The organism is Enterorhabdus sp. P55, assembly GCF_009911695.1.
Lineage (GTDB): Bacteria > Actinomycetota > Coriobacteriia > Coriobacteriales > Eggerthellaceae > Enterorhabdus.
The window spans coordinates 14447-37156 of record NZ_QWKK01000014.1; the positions used below are offsets into that span (position 1 = coordinate 14447).

Annotated in this window: 16 protein-coding genes; 11 read left to right on the forward strand and 5 right to left on the reverse strand. The window is 67.5% G+C overall.

Annotated features, from left to right (window positions below; translation table 11 throughout):
• Positions 1–121 precede the first annotated feature (121 nt).
• From D1643_RS02655 to D1643_RS02685, 7 genes are all read left to right on the forward strand, one after another.
• The gene (locus D1643_RS02655) at positions 122–1387 is read left to right on the forward strand and encodes a homocysteine S-methyltransferase family protein (RefSeq protein ID WP_236643328.1); all 1266 of its coding nucleotides are present in this window, start codon (positions 122–124) and stop codon (positions 1385–1387) included.
• Position 1388: 1 nt separating this feature from the next.
• Positions 1389–1889 (forward strand): hypothetical protein, encoded by a 501-nt coding sequence (locus D1643_RS02660; RefSeq protein WP_160708348.1) that lies wholly within the window; start codon positions 1389–1391, stop codon positions 1887–1889.
• Positions 1890–2433: 544 nt separating this feature from the next.
• Complete coding sequence (locus tag D1643_RS02665) at positions 2434–4782, forward strand: anaerobic ribonucleoside triphosphate reductase (protein ID WP_160708350.1); 2349 nt, start codon at positions 2434–2436, stop codon at positions 4780–4782.
• An 81-nt stretch (positions 4783–4863) separates the two neighbouring features.
• Entirely contained in the window at positions 4864–5652 is a 789-nt protein-coding gene (locus D1643_RS02670) for a 4Fe-4S cluster-binding domain-containing protein (protein ID WP_160708352.1), read from the forward strand.
• Positions 5653–5730: 78 nt separating this feature from the next.
• Positions 5731–6657: a mechanosensitive ion channel family protein gene (locus D1643_RS02675; RefSeq protein WP_160708354.1), complete on the forward strand. Its 927-nt coding sequence runs from the start codon at positions 5731–5733 to the stop codon at positions 6655–6657.
• 97 nt (positions 6658–6754) lie between these two features.
• Complete coding sequence (locus tag D1643_RS02680; protein WP_160708356.1) at positions 6755–7471, forward strand: response regulator transcription factor; 717 nt, start codon at positions 6755–6757, stop codon at positions 7469–7471.
• Positions 7472–7797: 326 nt separating this feature from the next.
• Positions 7798–8643 (forward strand): sensor histidine kinase, encoded by an 846-nt coding sequence (locus D1643_RS02685; RefSeq protein ID WP_370520274.1) that lies wholly within the window; start codon positions 7798–7800, stop codon positions 8641–8643.
• Between the two features lie 397 nt (positions 8644–9040).
• On the opposite strand, the gene pknB is transcribed toward D1643_RS02685, so the two are convergent.
• From pknB to D1643_RS02710, 5 genes are all read right to left on the reverse strand, one after another.
• Positions 9041–10987 carry a Stk1 family PASTA domain-containing Ser/Thr kinase gene (gene pknB / locus D1643_RS02690; protein WP_370520272.1) on the reverse strand — a complete coding sequence of 649 codons (1947 nt, stop codon included), beginning with the start codon at positions 10985–10987 and terminating at the stop codon, positions 9041–9043.
• A gap of 156 nt (positions 10988–11143) precedes the next feature.
• On the reverse strand, positions 11144–13918 hold the full coding sequence (locus tag D1643_RS02695) for an FtsW/RodA/SpoVE family cell cycle protein (protein WP_160708360.1): 2775 nt from the start codon (positions 13916–13918) through the stop codon (positions 11144–11146).
• 3 nt (positions 13919–13921) lie between these two features.
• Entirely contained in the window at positions 13922–15145 is a 1224-nt protein-coding gene (locus tag D1643_RS02700) for a Stp1/IreP family PP2C-type Ser/Thr phosphatase (protein ID WP_160708362.1), read from the reverse strand.
• The gene (locus tag D1643_RS02705) at positions 15145–15558 is read right to left on the reverse strand and encodes an FHA domain-containing protein (RefSeq protein WP_160708364.1); all 414 of its coding nucleotides are present in this window, start codon (positions 15556–15558) and stop codon (positions 15145–15147) included. The genes D1643_RS02700 and D1643_RS02705 overlap by 1 nt, the downstream gene beginning before the upstream one ends.
• Before the next feature lie 42 nt (positions 15559–15600).
• The gene (locus tag D1643_RS02710) at positions 15601–16536 is read right to left on the reverse strand and encodes a DUF3662 and FHA domain-containing protein (protein ID WP_160708366.1); all 936 of its coding nucleotides are present in this window, start codon (positions 16534–16536) and stop codon (positions 15601–15603) included.
• A 573-nt stretch (positions 16537–17109) separates the two neighbouring features.
• On the opposite strand from D1643_RS02710, the gene D1643_RS02715 reads away from it, so the two are divergent.
• The 4 genes from D1643_RS02715 to D1643_RS02730 all read left to right on the forward strand — a co-directional run.
• Positions 17110–19374, forward strand: a complete 2265-nt coding sequence (locus D1643_RS02715) for a molybdopterin-dependent oxidoreductase (RefSeq protein WP_160708368.1) — start codon at positions 17110–17112, stop codon at positions 19372–19374.
• Positions 19349–19696 (forward strand): oxidoreductase, encoded by a 348-nt coding sequence (locus D1643_RS02720; protein WP_160708370.1) that lies wholly within the window; start codon positions 19349–19351, stop codon positions 19694–19696. The genes D1643_RS02715 and D1643_RS02720 overlap by 26 nt, the downstream gene beginning before the upstream one ends.
• A gap of 93 nt (positions 19697–19789) precedes the next feature.
• Positions 19790–21088, forward strand: coding sequence for an MFS transporter (locus tag D1643_RS02725; RefSeq protein ID WP_160708372.1), 1299 nt, complete (start codon positions 19790–19792; stop codon positions 21086–21088).
• 108 nt (positions 21089–21196) lie between these two features.
• Positions 21197–22710, forward strand: a 1514-nt coding sequence (locus tag D1643_RS02730) for a sodium:solute symporter (protein ID WP_160708374.1), incomplete at its 3' end; no start/stop codon positions are given.

Genomic DNA, 22710 nt, shown 5'->3' on the forward strand with positions numbered 1-22710 from the left:
CCCGGCTTTTCTTGCCAAAAATACGCGCGTAGGGTGCCCGGGCGGGTGGGCGGAGCCTCGCCTGCTGCCGTCTCGTCCCATGCGCTATCATAGAGCGCACGAAACGGTCGAAGGGAATCTCATGCCTGACATCCAACTGCGCTTCCACAAAGACATGCTGGTGCTTTCTGCGCCTGTTTCCGCCGCGCTGCGGCGCGCGGGGCTCGATACGGCGCGCGATCTGGAGTTCACCCTGCTCTTCGAGCCTGACGTGGTTGAGGAGGCCTATCGCCTGGAGTCCATCGCCGGCGCTCAGTGCCTGGTGGCTGCCACGGGAGGCGTCACGCCGGCGCGCCTGGCCGCCGTCTCCATGGACGGGCGCGGGGCGGACGTGGTGGAGGCCGCCCTTGAGACGCTGCGCCCCTTCCGTCCCCAGCACGTGCTGGCGTCCCTTGAGCCGTGCGGCCTGCCGCTTGACAAGTCGTCGAAGGCGTCGATGACCGAGAATCGCGATCAGTACGCCCGCGCGGCGCGCCTGTTCGCCGGCAAGGAGCTGGACGGCTTTCTTCTGGAGGGCTTCGCGAGCTGCGCGGATCTGATGTGTGCCCTGGCGGGGCTGCGAAAGGTGACGGATGCTCCTGTCCTGGCATCAGTGGACGTGGATGGCGAAGGCGTGCTGGCCAATGGCCGCGATACCTTGGAGGAGGCCTGCGCCGTCATGGCTGACTTCGAGGCCTCTGCAGCTGGATTCGCGACCGCTGCTGGCCAGGAGGAGGCTTGCGCCCTGGCGCGCCGGGCTGCCGCGGCCTGCGATCTGCCGCTGGTGGCGTCGCTCGTCGTGAGGCGTCGCGATGCGCGCCAGCAGGGTCCCACGGCGGAGAATCCCTACTACTGCCCTGATGCCCTGGTGGCGGCCGCCGATGCCCTGCGTGCGGCGGGCGTGCAGTTCCTGCGGGCCGTGGGCGACGCCACGCCGGCCTACACGGGCGCCCTTGCTGCCACGACGGCCGGCCTGGACGTGGCGGCCGTGAGCGCGGGCGACGCCGCCGAGGAGGAGGCGCGGGCCCAGGCCCTCGACGCGCTGGCCGCCCAGATGCGCGAGCGCGTCTCGGCGGCTCTCGGCACGCTGGCCGCTGAGACCGATGCCGCTGCTGCGACCCTTACCCCTGAGGAGCGGGCCGCCGCCGAGTCTGCCGATGCCCCTGGCCCCACCGCACTCGACTCGGCCGCACCGTCCGGCGCCGCTGCCTCCATCGCGTCCCCCAGCATCTCGGAGAAGGCCCTGGCCGCCGACGACGCCGCCCCCGGCTCCTCCGCACTTAGTTCGGACGCGTCATCCGACGCCGCCTCCGTCTCGTCGGCCGACGCCTCGGAGGAGGCCTCGGCTGCTGGCGCCGGGAGGAGCTAGCATGCCTCGCGACCACTACGGCACCAATCGCGACCAGAGCGAATACTACGGTGCGCTGCAGAACCTGGTGGACAGCTTGTTTCCCGACGACGAATACGAGTTGGGAGACGCTACCCGCGTCGTGGTGTCCGGTGCGGGCGCGGCGGCGACGTCCGGTGCGGGCGCGGTCGCCGGTGCCGCGGACGGCGCCGCGCCAGGCGCGCCAGGTGCAGTCGATGCCGCGGCGGCCTTCGGGGTATCGGAGCGTGCGGCGAGCCTTCTCGGGCTGGCGGCGCTCGTCCCCGCCGACGCCGAGCCCGCACCGGACGCCACGCCTCCCGGTCCCACCATCCGTCGCCTCGACGCCGTGCTAGCAGCGGAGGCGGCCGATCTGCCCGATGACCTCATTCGCATCGTGAAGCTCCTGCCGCCGGGCGACTACACGCGCGAGCGCCTCTGCACTCAGCTCAACTCCGCCCTCACCGGCCACGCCTGGGGCCAGGTCTACGGCACGGTGGAATAAGCCCCCTCAAGCCCTCCCCAGGAAGAGGCGAGGGGCTGCCACAGCGGGGCCAAGTCTACAACACCGCAGGACGGGGTCTGCCAGGGAAGGAAAGCCATGGTTTTCTTCCCCTGCCGCTGTTGGAAAGAGAGGGCGTCCCCTGTTGCGTGGGAGGTGCTTGCCGGGGGCAGGTCGAGGCCTTCCGCTCGGGTGCCGGGAGCCTTCTCGGCTACGGGTTGGCAACTGGTTGGAAAATGATTTCTGTAGTTTTCGGCCCCTCAAAAACACAACTTGTTCGCTTGCAGTCGAACCCCCTGCCATGTACTATATATTCCCGCTGGTGAATGCAACAAGCACTATATATTGTGGGTATATCGGTGGATTGTCGGTGGAAACCTAGTTGACGAAACAAGGGTATCCCCACTTCGCGACGATGAACCACAGGCCGTGTGAATAATGCGGAAGCATTCGCCAGGACACAGCATTTTGTGTTCAAGCGCCCTGCGCGAAAGCGTGGGGCGACCTTATGGATAGCCGCGGCAATAAGGAAGGAAGACGGCACGCCATGGTAGAGACCATCATCAAGCGCGACGGGCGCACCACCGCATTTCATCGGGAGAAGATCGTCGGAGCGGTGGAGAAGGCGTTTCAGGCTTGCGCGGCCATGCAGGATCGCGCGGTGGCCGAGGAAATCGCCGACACCGTTATCGCCAAGCTCGACGAGGGCGCCATCGAGGGCGTCCCGACGGTGGAGGGCGTGCAGGACCTCGTGGAGGAGACTCTGATCGAGTCCGGCTTCGTCCAGACGGCCAAGGCCTACATCCTCTACCGCGCCGAGCGCAATCGCGTGCGCGACGTCAACTCCCGCCTCATCAAGACGCTCAAGGACATCACCTTCTCCAAGGCCTCCGAGTCCGACATGAAGCGCGAGAACGCCAACATCGACGCCGACACCGCCATGGGCACCATGCTCAAGTACGGTTCCGAGTCCGCGAAGCAGTTCTACGAGATGTGCGTCATCAACCCCAAGTACGCCCGCGCCCATCGCGAGGGTGATATCCACATCCATGACATGGACTTCTACACGCTGACCACCACCTGCTGCCAGATCGAGCTGCGCAAGCTCTTCAAGGGCGGCTTCTCCACCGGCCACGGCGTGCTGCGCGAGCCCAACGACATCTCCAGCTACGCGGCCCTGGCCTGCATCGCCATCCAGTCGAACCAGAACGACCAGCACGGCGGCCAGTCCGTCTGCGACTTCGACTACGGCCTGGCCGTGGGCGTGCGCAAGACCTTCCGCCGTCTGTTCAAGAAGCACGCGGCCGAGGCCGTCGACCTGCTCACCGACATCCAGGACGACCGGGAGTTCGCCGAGAAGCTGCTCGCCGGCGTGGAGGAGGAGACGGGCGCCATCGCCTCCCTGGACATGGACCCTGCCTTCAGCGCGGCCGTCATCGCCGGCCTGGTGCGGGCGGGCGTCGAAGAGCCCATCGCCGAGCGCGTGGTGAGCTACGCCGTGAAGAACGCCACGCGTGACACCGACCGCCAGACCTTCCAGGCCATGGAGGCCCTGGTGCACAACCTCAACACCATGCACTCCCGCGCTGGCGCGCAGACGCCGTTCAGCTCGGTGAACTACGGCATGGACACCTCCCCCGAGGGGCGCATGGTCATCAAGAACATGCTGCTGGCTACCGAGGAGGGCCTGGGCTCCGGCGAGACGCCCATCTTCCCCGTGCAGATCTTCCGCGTGAAGGAAGGCGTCAACTACAACCCGGAGGATCCGAACTACGACCTGTTCAAGCTGGCCATGCACTGCTCGGCCAAGCGCCTGTTCCCCAACTTCAGCTTCCTGGACGCGCCGTTCAACGCTCAGTACTACAAGGGCACGCCGGAGACGGAGATTGCCTACATGGGCTGCCGCACGCGCGTCATGGGCAACGTCTACGATCCCGGGCGCGAGGTCACGCCCGGCCGCGGCAACCTGTCCTTCACCTCCATCAACCTGCCGCGCCTGGCCATCCGCTCCAAGGGCGACCTCGACCTGTTCTTCGACCTGCTCGACTCCAAGCTGGCGCTCGTTACCGCGCAGCTCGACGAGCGCTTTGAGATTCAGGCCCGCAAGCGCGTGTACAACGCCCCGTTCCTGATGGGCCAGGGCGTGTGGATCGACTCCGAGAAGCTCAAGCCCACCGATGAGCAGCGCGAGGTGCTCAAGCACGGCACCCTGACCACCGGCTTCATCGGCCTGGCCGAGTGCCTGGTGGCGCTGACCGGCCAGCATCACGGCCAGTCGCCCGAGGCGCAGCGCCTGGGCCTGGAGATCGTGGGCCACATGCGCAGCTACTGCGACCGCGTCTCCCGCGAGCGCGGCATGAACTACACGCTCATCGCCACGCCCGCCGAGGGCCTGTCCGGCCGCTTCGTCCGCGTGGATCGCGAGCGCTACGGCGTCATCCCCGGCGTGACCGACCGCGACTACTACACCAACGGCTTCCACGTGCCGGTGTACTACGACATCTCGGCGTTCGACAAGATTGCCATCGAGGCGCCCTACCATGCGCTGACCAACGGCGGCCACATCTCCTACATCGAGCTGGACGGCGACCCGACGGACAACCTGGAGGCCTTCGAGAGCGTCATCCGCTACATGAAGGACTGCGGCATGGGCTACGGCTCGGTCAACCACCCGGTCGACCGCGACCCGGTGTGCGGCTACAACGGCATCATCGAGGACGTGTGCCCCAAGTGCGGGCGCACCGAGGCCGAGCACGACATGCCCTTCGAGCGCATCCGCCGCATCACGGGCTACCTGGTAGGCACGCTCGACCGCTTCAACGATGCCAAGCGCGCCGAGGAGCACGACCGCGTGAAGCACGACGTCTCCCGCATCGAGGAGGTCGAGGAGCGCTAGCGGCCAAGTCAACGCTATCGTGAGGAAGCGCCCCGCCGGCCCCCAGGTCTGCGGGGCGCTCCTATAATGGAAGGCATGAAGATGAGCGAGGACATACCGAAGGACGCGAAAGGCGCGGCTGCGAAAGGCGCACGGCCGGGCTCTGCCAGGGAAGAGGCCGCAGGCGCCGGTTTCCCGACGGTTGCGAGCGGCGCCCCAGACGCGCCCACGCACATTCGGCTTTACGGCACGGTGGCGGATTCCATCGTCGACGGGCCGGGACTGCGCTATGCCGTGTTCGTGCAGGGCTGCTCCCACGGGTGCCCGGGGTGCCACAACCCCGAGAGCCATCCGGCGGAGGGCGGTACGCTGACCGCCATCGACGCGCTGGTGGCCGACATCCGCGCCAACGGGCTCGTCCACGACGTGACGCTCTCGGGCGGCGATCCTTTCGAGCAGCCCGAGGCCTGCGCCGAGGTGGCACGTCGCTTGAAGGCTGCGGGTTACGGCCTGTGGGCCTACACGGGCTACCGCTACGAGGACCTGCTGCGCCAGGCTGACCTCGCCGAGGCCGCCCCCGCTGTCGCCCCCAGCGCCGACGCCGAGGATGCCGCCGGTATCGCCGGCAGCGCCGACGCTGCCTCCAAGGCTCCGGGGGGTGCCTCCCCCGACCAGGCCGCCATCCGGCGCGCTGCCGCCGTCCGCAGCCTGCTCGACACGGTGGACGTGCTGGTGGACGGCCCCTTCGTCGAGTCGCTCAAGTCCCTGGGGCTGAAGTGGCGCGGATCGTCCAACCAGCGGCTCATCGACCTGGCCGCCACGCGCGCTGCGGGGCAGGTGGTCGAGTGGCGGCCGCCGGCCTTCTCGCTGGAGAAGCCCTCCAACTGGTAGCCTGCCGGCCTTAACGAATCCGTGTAGATGCGCGCCTGCGGCCTCTCGGCTTGCGGGCGCGCCCCTACAATGGGGCCCATGGAAAAGCTCTACGACATGTTCGATCGGTTCGTCCACTCAGACTGGCTTGCCACCGCGCTCGGAGTCGCCGTCATCCTCGGCATCACCGCGGCGCTTGCGCGCGCGGCCGTCGCCCTGACGCGCCGCCTGCTCACGCGCGGGTCGCTGCTGCCCACCAGCTCCATCTTCATCAATGTCATCCGCGTGGGCATCTGGCTCATCGGCATCAGCTTCATGCTGTCAACCTGCTTCAACGTGAACGTGAGCGCCATCGTCACCGGCCTGGGCGTGGTGGGCATCGCCGTGTCGCTCGGGTTCCAGGACACCATCGCCAACCTCATCGGCGGCCTGCAGGTGAGCGTGTCGCGCACGGTGGAGCCGGGCGACAACATCAAGCTGGGCACCAGCGGCGTGAGCGGCGTCGTGCGGGACGTGACCTGGCGCTACACCACGGTGGACAACCCATCGGGCACCCACATCGTCATCCCCAACTCCATGATGAACACCACGGCGCTCATTCACCTGGCCCGACCCGAGTGCGTGTCGGTACCGCTGGTGGTGACCGATAGCGAGCAGCGCCTGACCACCGTCGCCCATCGCATGGAGGAGGCGGCGGCGAAGGCGCTCAAGCGCGTGGACAAGGTGAAGAAGGGCCCGTCGGTGACGTTCTCGGAGGTGACGGCCCAGGGGTTCCAAGGCTCGCTGAGCTTCACGCTCGCCGACGCGAGCAAGGTGTCGGCGGCTACCGACGCGGCCATCCGCGCCATCGCCCCCTACTGTCATCCGCACGCGCTTGAGCGGACGGCTGACGCCATCGCCGAGGAGGTGGGCGCCCTCACGGCAGCGGAGGGTGCCGAGCCGCCTGCCTCCGCCAAGGATCAGACGGCAAGCGCTCCGGCTCCTGATGCCGATGCCGCCGACTGCGCGGCCAGGCGCTTCGGCTGATTCTTTACCCAACTCTCACGACGCGGAAACCCGCGGCGGCCGGCGGTGGCCTACAATGGATAAAATACCCGCCACCAGGACTTTCCGGAGGCTGCCCATGATCTACTACGTCGAAGACGACCCCAACATCCGCGAGCTGACTAGCTACGCGCTGCGCCAAGCGGGCTTCGAGGCCGCGTGCTTTCCCGACGCCGAGGGCTTCTTCGCCGCCTGCGATGAGCGTCTTCCCGACCTGGTGCTGCTCGACATCATGCTGCCGGGCATCGACGGGCTGGAGATTCTGCGCCGCCTGCGCGCCGATGAGGCCACCGAGCATGTGCCTGTGATGATGCTCACGGCCAAGGGCGCGGAATACGACAAGGTGAGCGGCTTGGATGCTGGCGCCGACGACTACCTGGCCAAGCCCTTCGGCATGATGGAGCTCATCTCCCGCGTGAACGCCCTGCTGCGCCGCGCGGCCGCCCCACCTGTGGGGGGAGCGGCGTCTGCCGCGACGGCTGCCGATGAGCTGCGTGCCGGCACCATCGAGCTGTCGTCCGCGCGTCATGAGGTGCGCGCCGGCGGCAAGCCGGTCGTCCTCACCCTCAAGGAGTTCGAGCTCTTGCGCGCCCTCATGGAGAACGAGGGGCTCGTGCTCTCGCGTTCCCAGCTGCTCGAGAAGGTGTGGGGCGTCACCTTCGCTGGCGAGACGCGCACGGTGGACGCCCACGTCAAGACCTTGCGGCAGAAGCTGGCCGCCGCCTGTCCCGGCGCCGAGGAGGCTGTCGGCACCGTGCGCGGCGTGGGCTATCGCTTCCGAGGCGCGGGCGCATGAGCATCCGCCACCTGCTCGACCGCCGCGCCGCCCGTTCGACGCGCAGCCTCTCGGGCACCATATTCCGCGGCCTGCTCCTCTTCGTCGTCGGCGTGACCGCCGCCTTCGCCCTGGTGCTGGCCGGTCTCTACTACCTGTCACCCGAGCGCGCTCCCGAAGATCAGATGGTCGCCTTCCTCGGCAGCCTGATGGCGCCCGTGGCCGTGGCCCTGCTGGCGGCGGCCCTGCTGGCGCTGCTGCTCTCGCGCCTCATCACGCGGCGCATCATGCGCCCGCTCGACGCCATGGACCTGGCCGAGCCGCTCCATAACGAACACTATGCCGAGATGGCGCCCCTGCTGGAGCGCATCGACTCGCAGCAGCGCACCCTGCGCGCGCAGAACCGCGAGCTGGCGCGCGCCGAGAGCCTGCGCCGCGATTTCTCGGCCAACGTCTCGCACGAGATGAAGACCCCGCTCCAGGTGATAGCCGGCTACGCCGAGCTCATGGAGAACGGCCTGGTGCCGCCCGAGGACGTGGCGCGCTTCGCCGGCGTCATCCACAGCGAGTCCCAGGCTATGCGCGCCCTCATCGATGACGTGCTGACGCTCTCGCGCCTGGACGAGGTGGGTGCCGGCGCCGAGGACGCCGTGCCCGTCGAGCTGCGCGGAACGGCTGAGCGCGCCATCGGGCGCCTGCAGGCACTCGCCAGGCACGTCGGCGTGGAGGTGACGCTAGCGGGGGAGGCGTGCTGGACGCGCGGCAGCGAGACGCTGCTTGAGCAGATGGTCTACAACCTGGTGGAGAACGGCATCCGCTACAACGAGCCGGGCGGCAGCGTGACGGTGACGGTGGGGCGGGAGTTCGCTCCGATCGCCCCCGGCAGCGACGACGATGCGACGGCGCCCCTGCCCGCTGCGGCCACCCTGGCCGCCCAGGCCGTCATCCGCGTGCGCGACACGGGGCCGGGCATCCCCCCGGAGAAGCGCGAGAAGGTGTTCGAGCGCTTCTACCGCCTGGAGAAGAGCCGCTCGAAGGAGACGGGCGGCACGGGGCTGGGGCTGGCCATCGTGAAGCACGCCGCGCTCCAGCACGGCGGCTCGGTGGAGGTGCGCGACGCGTCAGGGCACGGTGCCGAGTTCGTGGTGCGCCTGCCGCTTGTCACGCCGCCAGCAGACAGCCTGCGATCATAACGCGAGAAACCCCGGGCCAGGCGGCCGCGGGGTTTCTCGAAAAAGCCCTGTCCCTCGTCAGAAGGATGAACCCACCTCTAAAAGGTGGGTGCTCGCAGCTGGCTTCCTGGCTTTCGTGTCAACGGACGCGAATCTCCATTCCACCCGCTATCTTGAGCTCCCTCGTGCTAAAACGTCGGTCCATCGCGAATGTGACGGGAACAGGACCTGGGCCTAGTATAGGCCAACTCGCCTTGAGGAAAAGACTTGACAAGGAATGTAAGCATATTGTTCGGAAGGGACGGGTGCGCGGCGTCCGGCAGTGGCGCGCAGTGGCTGGGCATCGCCGGACGCCGCGCGCGTGGAGAGGGGTGCGGGGCCTGAAAGAAAAGGAGGCCCGCTCTTCGCGGGCCTCCTGCTAGTTCGCTGCTGCGGTCTGGGGGGTGGTGCCGTTGGCGCTGCCCCCGTTGGAGCCGCCTCCCTGGTTGCCCGAGCTTCCGCCCTGGCTGCCGTTGTTGCCGTCACCGGTGCTGGTGCCGCCGCTGTCGCCGCCAGAGGGCTTGTCGCTCGGCGTGGTGCCTCCCTGGTTGCCGCCCGGGGTGTCGGGCTTGGGCTCTGGCTCCGGCTCCGGGTCGGGCTTGGGCTCAGGCCCCTTGCTGACGGTGATGGTCACCTCGGTGCCCGGCTTGGCCGGCCCGGTGACGCTCTGGCTGATGACGTTGCCGGAGGCAACCGACGAGCTGTGCTCCTCAGCGGTCTTCACCTTGAAGCCGGCGTTGGACAGCGTATTGGTGGCCTCGGACTTCGACTTGCCCACCACGCCGGGGACGTTGACGTTCTCCTCGCCCAGCGACAGCACGTAGGTGACGGTGGAGCCCTTGGGCACCTTGGTGCCGTAGGTCGGGTTCTGGCTGACGATGTGATCCTTCTCCACCTCGTCGGAGTAGGCGGCCGGGTCGGCCGAGAGCTTGAGGCCGTACTCGTCGGCGTACTTCTGCGCCTCGGAGGCGGTCATGTCGTAGAAGTTGGGCACGGTCACCTGCTCCACGCCGGAGGACACGGTGACGTTCACCTTGGTGCCCTCGGGCTTCTTCTCGCCGTTGCCCGGGGTCTGCTTGATGATGGCGCCCTCGGCCACCTTGTCGTCGGGGGCGTAGTCCACCGTGCCTATCGCGAAGCCGTCGGCCTCGAGCAGGGTCGTGGCCTCCTCCACGGTCTTGCCCACTACGTTCGGCACGGGCTTGTCATCCGATCCGCCGCCGCCCATCAAGGCGAACGCGACGAATCCCACGAGGGCGAGCGCGGCCACGACGGCCACGGCGATGACCGCGTTGCGCTTGGACTTGGGCGGCTCCTCCACGCGGTAGCTCTTGCCGGAGAGGCCGGGGTTGGTCACGGGCGCCACGCCGCCCACGCCAGGCATGGCCTGGGTGGCGTCCATCGGCGGCATCGGCGGCACCGCGGGCGGCACCGTGCCGATGACGCGGGTGCTGGCGCTCGTGAAGTCGGACGCGCCGCCCAGGTTGACGGGGCGGCCGGCCAGGTAGTCGTTGAGGGCCAGGCGCATGTCGTTGGCCGTGGCGAAGCGGTCGGCCGGGGACTTGGCCATGGCGCAGAGGATGATGTCCTCAAGCGCGGGGTCGATGTTGGGGTTGATGGCGCTGGGCGGCAGCGGCTCGTCCTGCACCTGCATCATCGCCACGCTCACGGCGTCGGGACCGTCGAAGGGGAGCTTTCCGGTGGTGGCCTCGTACATGACCACGCCGAGCGAGTAGATGTCGCTTGCGGCCGTCAGCTCCTTGCCCTGCGCCTGCTCGGGCGAGATGTAGTGGGCCGTGCCCAGCACCGCGGAGGTCTTCTGCTTCACGGAGTTCTTCGCACGCGCGATGCCGAAATCCATCACCTTCACGTTGCCGTCGGGCTGGACCATGATGTTCTGCGGCTTGATGTCGCGGTGGATGATGTCCTGGTTGTGGGCCACGGTGAGGGCCTGGCACACCTGGGAGCCGATCTCGGCCACCTTGCGCTGGTTGATGGCGCCGCGCTGGTTGATGGCGGTCTTGAGGTCAGACCCGCGAACGAACTCCATGACGATGAAGTAGGTGCCCTCGTCCTGGCCCCAGTCGTAGACGTTGACGATGTAGGGGCTCTGGAGGTTGGCGGCTGCGGCGGCCTCCTGGCGGAACCGGCGCGTGAACTCGGCGTCGGCCGCGTACTGGGGCAGCATCACCTTGACGGCCACCACGCGGCCCAGGACGTTGTCCTGCGCCTGGTAGACCTCGGCCATGCCTCCGATGCCGATGCGATCACGCACCTCATAGCGGCCGCTGAGGGTGCGTCCCGTCATAGAATCCTGTCCGGTCACCTTGGAAACTCCTTTTACTCACACATGTGCTGCGTCTTTGGTCTGTTTATGCGGAAAGGCAAGCATACTTCATTGTACTAAACGCCCTGCGTCCTTCCGCCCTTTTTTGGAAAAGTCGTAACTTCGCCATGGCTCCTATCCGCCTTTGATGCTGCATCAGGCCAGGCCCTGCACCTGGAGGGCCGTCTTGAGGACGCCCTGGGCCTTGGCCGCGCCCTCGCCCGAGTCGCCCTTCTCGATGACGATGGCTACCACCACGCGCGGGTTGTCTGCCGGCGCCATGCCGACGAACCAGCTGTTGGAGGTGCCGTCGCCGCGCTCGGCGGTGCCCGTCTTGCCAGCCACGTCCACGCCGCTGATGCGAGCAGCCGTGCCAGTGCCGTCCGTCACCACGCCGCGCAGCACCGCGAGCGTGCGGTCGGCCGTGGCCTTGCTGATGGCCTGCGCCAGCTTGGACGGCTGGGCCGTGAAGCTGCGCTTGCCGCTGGCGTTGTAGATGCCGTCCACCAGGTAGGGCTGCATGATGGTGCCCTCGTTGGCGATGGCGCAGCCGGCCAGCGCCATCTCGAGCACGGTGGCCTGGGGGCCTGCCGGGCTCTCGTGCTCGCCGACGGGCTCGCCGCAGGCGGCCCATGCCGTCTCCCACTCGGTCATCTCCGAGGGCTTGGGCATGAGCGACTTGCTGAGCGGCAGGTCGAACGGCACGTCCTGGTTGAACTCGAACTTCTCGGCGCTCGATACCAGGCGCTCGGGGCCTATCTCCACGCCGATCTGGCCGAATGCCGTGTTGGCGGATACCTCGGTGGCGCGCGCCAGGGTCACGCGCCCGTAGTCCACGTCCTTCGCGTTGGTCACCGGCGCGTTGCCGATGTCCATTGTGCCGGGGGCGTCGAGCATCGTGTCCTCGGTGGCCACGCCGGTTTCGAGCGCGGTGGCCAGGGTGACCATCTTGAACGTGGAGCCCGGCGCGTAGAGCGCCTGGGTGGCGCGGTTGTAGAGCACCGACGAGTCGGTCGATCCCGCCGAGCCGCCCGCGGCCGCGCCGGCGATGATGGCCTCCACGTCGGCGGCGTCGTAGGTGGGGGAGGAGGCGAGGGCCAGCACGGCGCCGGTCTCCGGGTCGATGGCCACGCACGCGCCCACCTCGCCGACGAGCGCGTCCTGCGCCGCCTGCTGGATCTTCGAGTTGACGGTGAGCGTCACGTCGTTGCCGGGCGCGTTGACGCCGGCCAGTGAGTTGAGCGCATCGGCCCAGGTGGCAAAGCTCTCCTGGCCCTTGAGGGCGGTGTTGCAGGCAGCCTCGATGCCGCTCGTCCCGTACTTCTCCGACGCGTAGCCCACGATGTGCGCCGCCAGCTCGCCAGCGGGGTAGACGCGCTCGTAGGAGCCGTTCTCGTTCTGGACGCTCTGGGCGAGTACCACGCCGTCGTAGGTGGATATGGTGCCGCGCTCGGTCTTGGCCTCGCGAGCCATGGTGTGGCCGTTGCCGGGCAGGTTCTGGTAGTAGTCTGCCTGGATGACCATGATGTAGGTGAGGTTGGCTACCAGCACGGCGAACAGCGCCGAGAAGATGATCATGGTGCCCGTCAGCCGCTTGCCCAGGGCCACGCGGCCCAGCACGCTGTTGGCGGAGAGCGCGGTGGTGGCCTGCTTGACCTCCTCGCCCACGCCGGTGCCCTCGTCGCCGCAGCGCAGAAGGCAGCCCACGATGGCGAAGCTGGCGATGAGCGAGCTGCCGCCCTGGCTGATGAAGGGGAGCGTGATGCCCGTCAGCGGGATGACCCGCGTGACGCCGCCCACGATGATGAAGGCCTGGAGCACGATGATGGAGGTGAGGCCCACCGCGATGAAGGAGCTCACGTCGGACTTGGCCCGCGCTGCCGTCACCATGCCGCGGATGGCGAAGCACAGGTAGAGCAGCAGCACGCCGGCCGCGCCGAGCAGCCCCACCTCCTCGGCGATGACGGGGAAGATGAAGTCGCTCTCGGCCACGGGAATCACGCTCGCGCCCATGCCGCGGCCGATGCCGGTGCCGAACAGGTCGCCGTCGGCCATGGAGTAGAGGGACTGCACCAGCTGCAGGCCCTTGTTCTGGGCGTCGGCGAAGGGGTCGAGCCAGATGCTCACGCGCGTCTGGACATGCCCCATCATGAAGTAGAGCGCCACGGCCGCCACGGCCGCCATGCCCAGCGAAACCACCAGGTAGAACTTCTTGCCCGTGGCCACGTAGAGCATGACCACGAACACGGCGAACAGCACGAGCGCCAGGCCGAGGTCCTTCTCGAGCACCACCACGAGAAACGCGAGCGCCCACATGACGATGAGCGGCAGCAGGGTGGACAGCGACGGCAGGCGGAAGGGCCCCACGTCCCAGGTGAACACCGAGAGCATCTCGCGGTTGGCGGCCAGGTAGCCGGCCAGGAACACCACGATGAGGATCTTCGCCAGCTCGCCGGGCTGGAAGCTGAAGCTTCCCACCTTCAGCCACAGCTGGCCGCCGCCCGACTCCGAGCCGATGCCCGGCAGCAGCGGCGAGAGCAGCAGCAGGATGCCCACCGCCATGAGGGTGTACTTGTAGTTGGCCACCTTGTCGAGGTTGCGGATGAACGCCAGCACGAGCACCATGAGCGCGATGCCCGCGTAGAGCCACATGAGCTGGCGCACGGCCAGGTCGGGCACGATGCGGGTGACGAACGCGATGCCGATGCCCGACAGCGCGAAGGAGATGGGCAGGATGGCCGGATCGGCTCCGGGCGCGAACCGCCGCACGGCCAGGTGCGCGATGACGAAGGCCACGAAGATGCCGAGGGGCACGCCCAGGGTGTTGAAGGTGAGCTCTTGGCCGCCGTTGACCACCATCATGCCGAACAGCACGATGACGATGGGCGCGGCGATGCAGAGGAGCAGCAGCTCGAGGTTGCGGCGAGTCATGGCCTACGCCCCCTCGCCGGCGGGCGGCGTGGCGGCCTGGTCAGCCGTCGGGTCGGCGTCGGCCGGGGTGCCGGTGCCGTTCGCGTCCGCAGGGTTCGTCGTGGCGTCAGCGGCGCCGGTGCCGGGTTCCGCGACCTCGCCGGAGGGGCGGTTGCGCTCCTCGATCTCCTGGCGGTAGTCCTGCACGAGCTCCTGGGCGCCCTCTACGCTGTCGGCTTTGATGCCGTCGGTGCGCAGGCGGTTGGCCAGGCCCGGCTGTAGGTCGTCCACGGACACGTCGGTGACCTCCACCAGCTTGGAGGTGGACAGGCCGAACACGTCGCCCTGAAGCCCCCGGTAGACGGCCACCTTGCCGTCGACGTCAGTCAAGTAGGCCGAGTTGGAGGTGAGAAAGTTGAAGATGCCCACGGCGCCGGCCACGATGGCGGCCAGCAGCAGCACCAGCAGGGCGGCGGTCACCTTGGTCTTGCGGGCCACTTTGCGCCGCCGCGCCTCGGCGAAGCCGGTGACGTCGGCCACCACCACGGTGACGTTGTCGTAGCCGCCGTGGGCGATGGCCTCGTTCACGAGCAGCGCGGCGCAGCGCTGCGGGTCGGGCGTGCGGGCCATGAGGGACTCGATCTCGTCGTCCTCCACCATGCCCGACAGGCCGTCGGAGCACAGGAGCAGGCGGTCGCCCGTCTCCACGTTGATCTCGAAGAGGTCGGGGGTGGTGCGTGGGTCGCTGCCCAGGGCGCGGGTGATGACCGAGCGCTGGGGGTGGACGCGCGCCTCCTCCGAGGTGATCTTGCCGGCCTCGATGAGGTCGGTCATGAGGGAGTGGTCGCGGGTGAGCTGCTGGAGGCGGCCCTTGTGCAGCAGGTAGGCGCGCGAGTCTCCCACCTGGGCGATGACCAGGCGCTCGTTCTCGAGCATGGCTGCGGTGCAGGTGGTTCCCATGCCCTCGCGCCCCACGCCCTCGCGGGCGGCGCGGACGATGGCCAGGTTGGCTTCCTCCACGGCGCGGCCCAGGGCCTCGGCGTCGGGGTGGCGCGGGGCGCGCTCGGCGATGACGTCCACCGCTATCTCGGAGGCCACCTCGCCGGCGGCATGGCCGCCCATGCCGTCGCACACCACGTACAGCGGCGGCGCCACGACGAGCGAGTCCTCGTTGTGCTCGCGCACGCAGCCGACGTCGGTGCGGCTGCCGAAGGTGGAGCTCGCCTTCTTGAAGCTGCGGGCCGCCATTACAGGTACCTCACGCGGATGGCCACATCGCCGATGGTCACCACGTCTTTGTTGCGCAGGGCCGCGGGCTCGGCGACGAGGCGCCCGTTGACGTAGGTGCCGTTGGTGGAGCCGAGGTCCTCGACGAAGAGGTTCTGCCCCATCAGCTGGAAGCGCGCGTGGCGGCCGGACACGAACCCGGCGCCTATCACGATGTCAGCCCCTGGCGAGCGTCCCACGATGACAGGGCCGCGCACGGCGATGGACACGCCGCGCAGCTCCTTGGGCCCCTTCTCGACGGAGAGGTTCCAGGTGTGCTCCTTCTTGCGCTGGCCGCGCACCAGGCCGATGCCCGTGCGCATGATGGCGAACAAGAAGAGGTAGAGCAGCGCGACGAAGAGCAGGCGCGCTATGAGCAGAACGACGTCGATCACGGGATTTTCCTTTTCGCGGTGCTTCCGGCTTTCTCCAGGCGCCTAGATCAGCTGGAACTCGACGCTCGTGGTGCCCAGGGTCAGGCGGTCAGCGTCCTGGAGGGGGGTTGATTTTATCTGGCGCCCGTTGACGAAGGTGCCATTGGTGGAGCCGAGGTCAGAGATGACCCACGCGCCGGTGGCCTCGCGGCGGATCTCGGCGTGCTGGCGCGAGACGTTGATGTCGGGGATGACGATGTCGTTGCGCGACTCGCGGCCGATGATCATGACGCGCCCGTCGAGCGGGAAGGCCCGATCGTTGGTGATGTCGTAGAGGTAGGCCTGCTGCTGGGGCTGGCCGGCTGCGCCGCCGGCGGGGTCGAAGACCATGGTCTGGGGCGCCTCGCCGTAGCCGTCGGCCGGGTTGTCGTAGAAGCCGTCCTCGCCCTGGGCCTGGCCGTACGTGGCATCGCCGGCGTAGGCGTCGCGCTCGTCGAAGCCGTAGGGGCCAGGGGCGGGCGCCGGGGCGGGCGCGGCGCCGGAGGGGCGGTAGCCCACGCCGCGGCCGCCTGCGCCGATGGCCAGGCCGTAGCGCTCCATCTCCTCCTGGCGCAGCTGGGCCACGAGCGGCGCGGCCACCATCTCGGCGATGACCTCGAACTTGCCGTGCTTCAGCTCCTCGTCGACGATGAAGCGCACGAGGGGCTGGCCGTCCATGATGAGGCCGTGCTCGCTGGCCTTGGCGGCCAGGTAGGTCTCGGTCTCGCCCGCGAGGGTGGGGTAGTAGCCGAAGAGGCGCTCGTCGTCGTCGGCATTGACCAGCACGGTGTAGAGGGTGGGGGCGTACTGCTTGCCCGCGCCGACCATCTTCTCGCGGCGCATCTGCTTCTCGGCCTTCTTGGCTATCTGGACGGGGGAGAGGGGGGTGCCCGCCATGCGGTCGGCAGCGCCCTCTACGGTGTCCTCCATCTTGCCCTCGACCTTTGAAAAGAAGCCCATGGGTACTCCTCTACTCGCCTGAACATAGTAAGTCTCCATCTTGCCACAAACGCTTAGCAAGGCGGTGCTTCTTTACGCAACGAACAAAATGCCGTAACCGGCCCCGCGGCCGTCGGTCCTCACCTTGGGAGTTGCGGCGCGAATTGCAAATTCGGTCGGTTTTGCACTCACCGGCCGGGTGTTTTCCGCGCCAGGAGGCCCCGATTGGCCCGAAAAGCGCCTCGGGAGCCTGTTTCGGGCCTCAGGAGGGCAGTCGTAGGGTGCAAAACCGACCGAATTTGCAATCGGGGCGCCGAAAGCGAAGGACGGCCCCGGTGTCAGGGCGAGGTGGTAGCGCTTGACCAGGGGCTCTGGGCGCATCCTAACCGTTTTGTCTAGGTGGGGAGCCTAGGCGAAACTATCATCCTCCGCGTAGTAAATGGTCGCTTTCTCCTGATGGAAAACCGCCTCGTTCGCCGTACGTTGTCGGCAGCGCGAAGCGAGCGCCCCGGCGCTGCCTCCGGGCATCCCCCACGCCGCCGCTCCTTCGCGTTCTGGCAGGAAAACGGAAAGAGGAGAGGAAAGGAGAGAGGTATGCACAAAGACTTGCCAACCACGTGGGAAGAAGACGGCTACGTCGTCACCCGCACGACGGCATGGTCCGCGCCGGGCTGCCATTCCGGCTGCGGCATCATCTGCTACGTGAACAAGGAGACCGGCAAGCTCGAGAAGGTCGAGGGCGACCCTGAGCATCCCTACAACCAGGGCCACATCTGCCCGCGCTGCGCCGCGCTTCCCGACGTGGTGAACAGCGAGGAGCGTCTGCTCTACCCCATGAAGCGCGACCCGGAGCGCCGCGGCGACCCGGACGCGTGGGAGCGCATCTCCTGGGATGAGGCGCTCGACCTCGTCTACAACACCATGACCGAGCTGGGCGAGAAGTACGGCAAGCACACGCTCCAGACGTTCTGCGGCACGGGCCGCGACATCCTCTGGCAGTCGCAGCGCCTGGCCTACTCGATGGGCACCCCGCACGTCGAGAGCTACTCCTCGGGCCTGGCCTGCTGGATGCCGCGCCTCATGTCCTACAACGTGAGCACCGGCGGCTACATGATGCCCGACTGCTCCGAGTGCCATGAGGACCGCTACGACAACCCCGAGTACAAGGACCCGGAGGTCATCGTGGTGTGGGGCAACAACTGCGTGGCCTCCAACTCCGACGGCTTCTTCGGCCAGTGGGTGGTGGAGGTGGTCAAGCGCGGCGCCAAGATGATCGTAGTCGACCCGCGTCTGACCTGGATGGCCGCCCGTGCCGACCTGTGGATCCAGCCCCGCCCTGCCGTTGACTCCGCCGTGGCCATGGCCATGCTCAAGGTGGTCATCGAGGAGGACCTCTACGACCACGACTTCGTCGACCGCTGGACCTACGGCTTCGAGGCTCTGGTGGAGCGTTCCCGCGAGTACGACTTCGACGAGCTGTGCGAGCGCGCCTGGGTCGATCCGGAGAAGATCCGCAAGGCCGCCCGCATGATCGCCGCCGGCAACCACACCGCCGTGCAGCTAGGTCTGGCCGTCGACATGCAGCGCAACGGCATCGGCGCGGTGCGCTCCATCATCGCCATGCTCGCCATCTGCGGCGACATCGACCAGCCGGGCGGACAGATCTTCACCCCCGAGCCCTATGACTTCCACTACTTCAGCTGGGGCTTCAAGGAGCTCCCGGAGGACGTGCAGAAGATGGTCGTCGGCTACGACGAGTACCCCTTCATCCGCATGGGCATGGTGCTCGACCAGCCCGACCTGGCCGTCGTCCAGGCCGAGACCGAGGAGCCCTACGGCTTCACCGGCGCCATCATGATGGGCACCAACCCGCTGTGCTGCATGAGCAACGCCGACCTGAACCGCGTCTATCCCGTTCTGCAGAAGCTGAAGTTCATCTGCGTCTGCGACTGGCGCATCACCCCCACCATCCAGACGCTGGCCGACGTGGCGCTGCCCGTGGCCATGTGCGTGGAGAAGACGGGCATGATCGCCAAGCGCACCGGTGCCTGCGCGATGTCGCCCATCGCCGGCCTGGACATCCAGGGCGAGCCCAAGTCCGACGCCGAGATCACGCTGCTGCTCGGCAAGCGCTTCAACCCCGAGATGTTCCCCTGGGACACCGTCGAGGAGATCTACGACTTCCTGGTGAAGGACTCCGGCTGGTCGTGGCAGGACATCCGCAACATGAACTGGGCGTGGCCCGGCCAGGAGTACCGCCGCTACGAGAAGGGCCTGCTGCGCGCCGACGGGCAGCCCGGCTTCAACACCTCCACCGGCCGCATCGAGCTGTACTCCCCGTTCGCGGAGAGCATCGGCGAGAACGTGCTTCCCTACTATGACGAGCCCTACTACGGCCCCTACACCACGCCGGAGCTCTACAAGGAGTACCCCGTGATCACCATGACGGGCTCCCGCAACATCCAGTTCTTCCACAGTGAGCACCGCGACGTGAAGAAGCTGCGCGAGATCCAGCCCGATCCGCTGGTGGAGATCAACGACGTGTGGGCCAAGGAGCAGGGCTTCGAGGACGGCGACTGGCTGTGGGTCGAGGACAAGATCGGCCGCATCAAGCACCGCGCCAAGTGCACGCCCATCGTCAAGTACGGCATGGCCAACGTCAACTCGGGCTGGTGGTTCCCCGAGACCGATCCGCATGAGGATCCGATGTACGGCTGCTGGGACGTGAACCCCAACGTCCTGAGCGAGCTTGGCCAGCAGGGCCCGACCGGCTTCGGCGCCGACGTCAAGGCCCTTCTCTGCAAGATCTACAAGTGCGACGAGGAGGATGCAAATGTCAAAGCAAGCACTGCTCATTGATTATGAGTTCTGCTCCAACTGCCACACCTGCGAGGTCGAGTGCAAGATGGAGCATGGTTTCCCCGAGGGAACCGCCAACGGCATCAAGGTGTTCGAGGTCGGCCCGTGGCAGATCGAGGGCGACCGCTGGCAGCTGACCTACATGCCGGTGCCCACCGACATGTGCGACCTGTGCGCCGACCGCACGGCCAAGGGCAAGCTCCCCGCCTGCGTGCACAGCTGCTACACCGGCTGCATGAAGTACGGCACCGTGGAGGAGCTCTCCGCCGAGCTCGAGCGCAAGAGCCGCCAGGTGCTGATCGTTCCTCTGCAGGAGGACTAGGGGCACGGGCGCGCGTCGCGTCGGCTGCCGCTGGCCCGGCACGGCGCGCGCCTGCGCGCGAACATCGTCATCTCAAAACGAAAGGGGGATGAAATGGGTGCTGAATCCGAAAAGAAGGGGATTCACTACGCGTGGTTCATTCTCGTGGCCTGCTGCTTCATGTTCGCGGGCTCGATGGCGCTCATCAACTCCATCATCAGCGTCTACGTTCTGCCGGTGACCGAGGCCCTGGGCTGCAAGCGCGGCGACTTCACGTTCATGCTGACCACCCAGGCTATCTCGATCGTGCTCACGATGCCGCTGTGGGGCAACATCTTCAACAATGAGAAGATCAACATCAACCTGGCGCTCTCGCTCGGCGCGCTGTGCATGATCGCCTGCCCGCTGCTGTGCTCGTTCGCCACCGACCTCATCATGTTCTACGTGGCCGGCTTCATCGGCGGCGTGGGCATCGCGGCCTGCTTCACCATGGCGACGCCGGTGCTCTGCGGCAACTGGTTCGCCAAGAAGTACCGGGGTAAGATGATCGGCATCGCGTCCGCCTTCGCCGGCGTGTCCACCATCTTCTGGGCTCCGCTGTTCCGCTGGATCATCGCGGAGAACGGCTGGCAGACCTCCTACCTCATCAACGCCATCCTCATGGCCGTGCTCATCCTTCCCTGGACGCTCTTCGTCATCAAGCGCAAGCCGTCTGACAAGGGCCTGCAGCCGTTCGGCTACGATCCGAACGAGAAGGACGCGACCGAGTCCAAGCAGAACTTCGGCGTGAAGGCGGCCGACGCCCTCAAGACCCCGGCGTTCTGGATCATCATCGCCGGCGTCATGCTCACCGCCCTGGGCATGGGCTGGAACAACAGCCAGTCCGGCATCGCCAAGGAACTGCTGACGGGCACGCCCGAGGAGGCCAACGCCGCCGTCATCGGCGCGACCATGGTATCTGCGGCTGCGCTCGGCAACCTGCTCTCCAAGCTGAGCATGGGCGCGATGATCGACAAGTTCAACCTCAACGTCACCTTCATCGCCTTCCAGGTGGTGTGGCTGCTCGCGTTCGTCATGTGGTACTTCTTCGGCACCACCTCCGCCGTCTTGGTGGCGGGCGGCTTCTGCCTCGGCTTCAGCAACGCGCCCTCCCGCGTCGGCTGGCCGATGGCCATCCGCAAGATCTTCGGCAACGCCGACTACTCCAAGATCTGGGGCTACATCGCCACCGGCTCCTCCATCATCGGCGGCATCTCGACCTCCCTCATGGGCTGGTGCTACGACTACCTGGGCTCCTACATGCCCACGCTCATCATCGGCATGGTCGTCGTGGTGCTGATCGCCATCCTGGCGTTCGTGGCCTCCACCTTCGTCGGCAAGTACGAGTGGAAGGACATCGAGCCCACCAAGTAGCAGGGCCTCTCTTCCGTGGGGACGCGTCGCCCGATAGCGCGACGCGTCCTTGGGCGGGGTCCGCGGGCAGGTCTCGCGGGCCCCGATCGATACCTGAAAGGCATCGAGATGATTACCTTCGCTATGGTCGTCGGCTACCTGGCCGTGACCCTGATCGTCGGCTTGGTGATGAAGCGCCGGGCCGGCAAGGACAAGACGGTGCGGAACTTCTTCGTGGCGAACGGGAAGATGCCGCTGTTCGCGGTGACCACCATGCTCTTCGCGGACCTCATCGCCGCGTCCACCACGACGGGGACGGCGGGCACCGGCTACAGCACCGGGCTGGCTGCGCTCTGGGGCATCTGGAGCTCGAGCTTCGGGTGCATCCTGTTCAGCGTGTGCTTCTGCCGGTTCTTCTTCGAGATTCGCCGCACGGGCGCCATCACCGGGCCCGAGGCGTTCGGGATCCGCTTCAGCCAGAAGATCCGCTACCTCGTGCTCGTCTTCACGCTCATTCCTCTCTTCATCGTGTTCTCGGCGCAGATCACGGCGGCCAGCATGTACCTGGCCAGCATGCTCGGCATCGCTGAGTCGGTTGCGACGGTGGCGGTGCTCTTCCTGTTTCTGGCCATGGCCCTTCTGGGGATCACGGGCATCGCGGAGATGAACAAGGTGCACGCGTTCGTCCTGCTGTTCGGCCTGACGTTCGCCGCCATCGTGTGCCTGAACCACGTGGGCGGCCCCCAGGCGCTCGTCGAGAAGCTGCCCCCCTCGCACCTCGACCTCTTCTCCGTCGGGTTGCCGACGGTGCTCGCGCAGTTCGTGGGCGGCGCGCTCGGGTTCTCCATATCGGTGACCTCCATCAACATCGGCTACTGCGCCAAGGACATCAAGACCGCCGAGCGCAGCCACGTCATCGTGGCCGTCGCCAGCGCGGTCTTCGCGTTCGCGCCGGCCGTCATCGGGCTGTGCGCCGCCGTGTCGCTCGAGGGCATCCGCAACGACAACGCGCTGTTCGCGATGACGAGCTCCATCTCCCCCGAGCTGGCCGGCATCGCCGTCATGGCCGTGTTCGCGGCCATCTTCTCCACGGGCCCGTGGTTTCTGCTTGCCACCTCCAAGCTGGTGGTGCAGGAGCTCTACGTTCCGCTGAGCGCGCGTGCGGGGCACGAGGTGTCCGACCGCTCGGCGCTGCGCATGTCGCGTGTGGTCATCGTGGTGACGCTCGTGCTGGCCGTGCTGGCTAGCGGGACCAACGTGTCGCTGCTCAACTCGCTCATGAGCGCCTCGCAGATCAAGGCCATCGCGGTGGTCCTGCTGCTGTTCGGCATCTACTGGAAGCGCACCTCCAACGCTGCGGGCTTCGTCGGCCTGCTGGTGGGCGGCACTCTGTCCACCGTGTGGTACGTGCTGGGCAGCCCGCTGGGCGTGCAGCCGTTCTGGCCGGGCGTCGTGTCGTCGGTGGCCATCATCGTGGTGGGCAGCCTGGTGGCGAGCCGCAAGCCGGTGTCGGATGACTACGTGGCCTACGAGCAGCGCCTGGCCGCCGCGCAGGAGGAGTTCGCCGCGTGCCGCCGCGCCTATGACGCGCGGGCCGCGGCGGGGGCGGCGGGGCCGGGCGCGGCGGGGCCGGATGCCGGGGC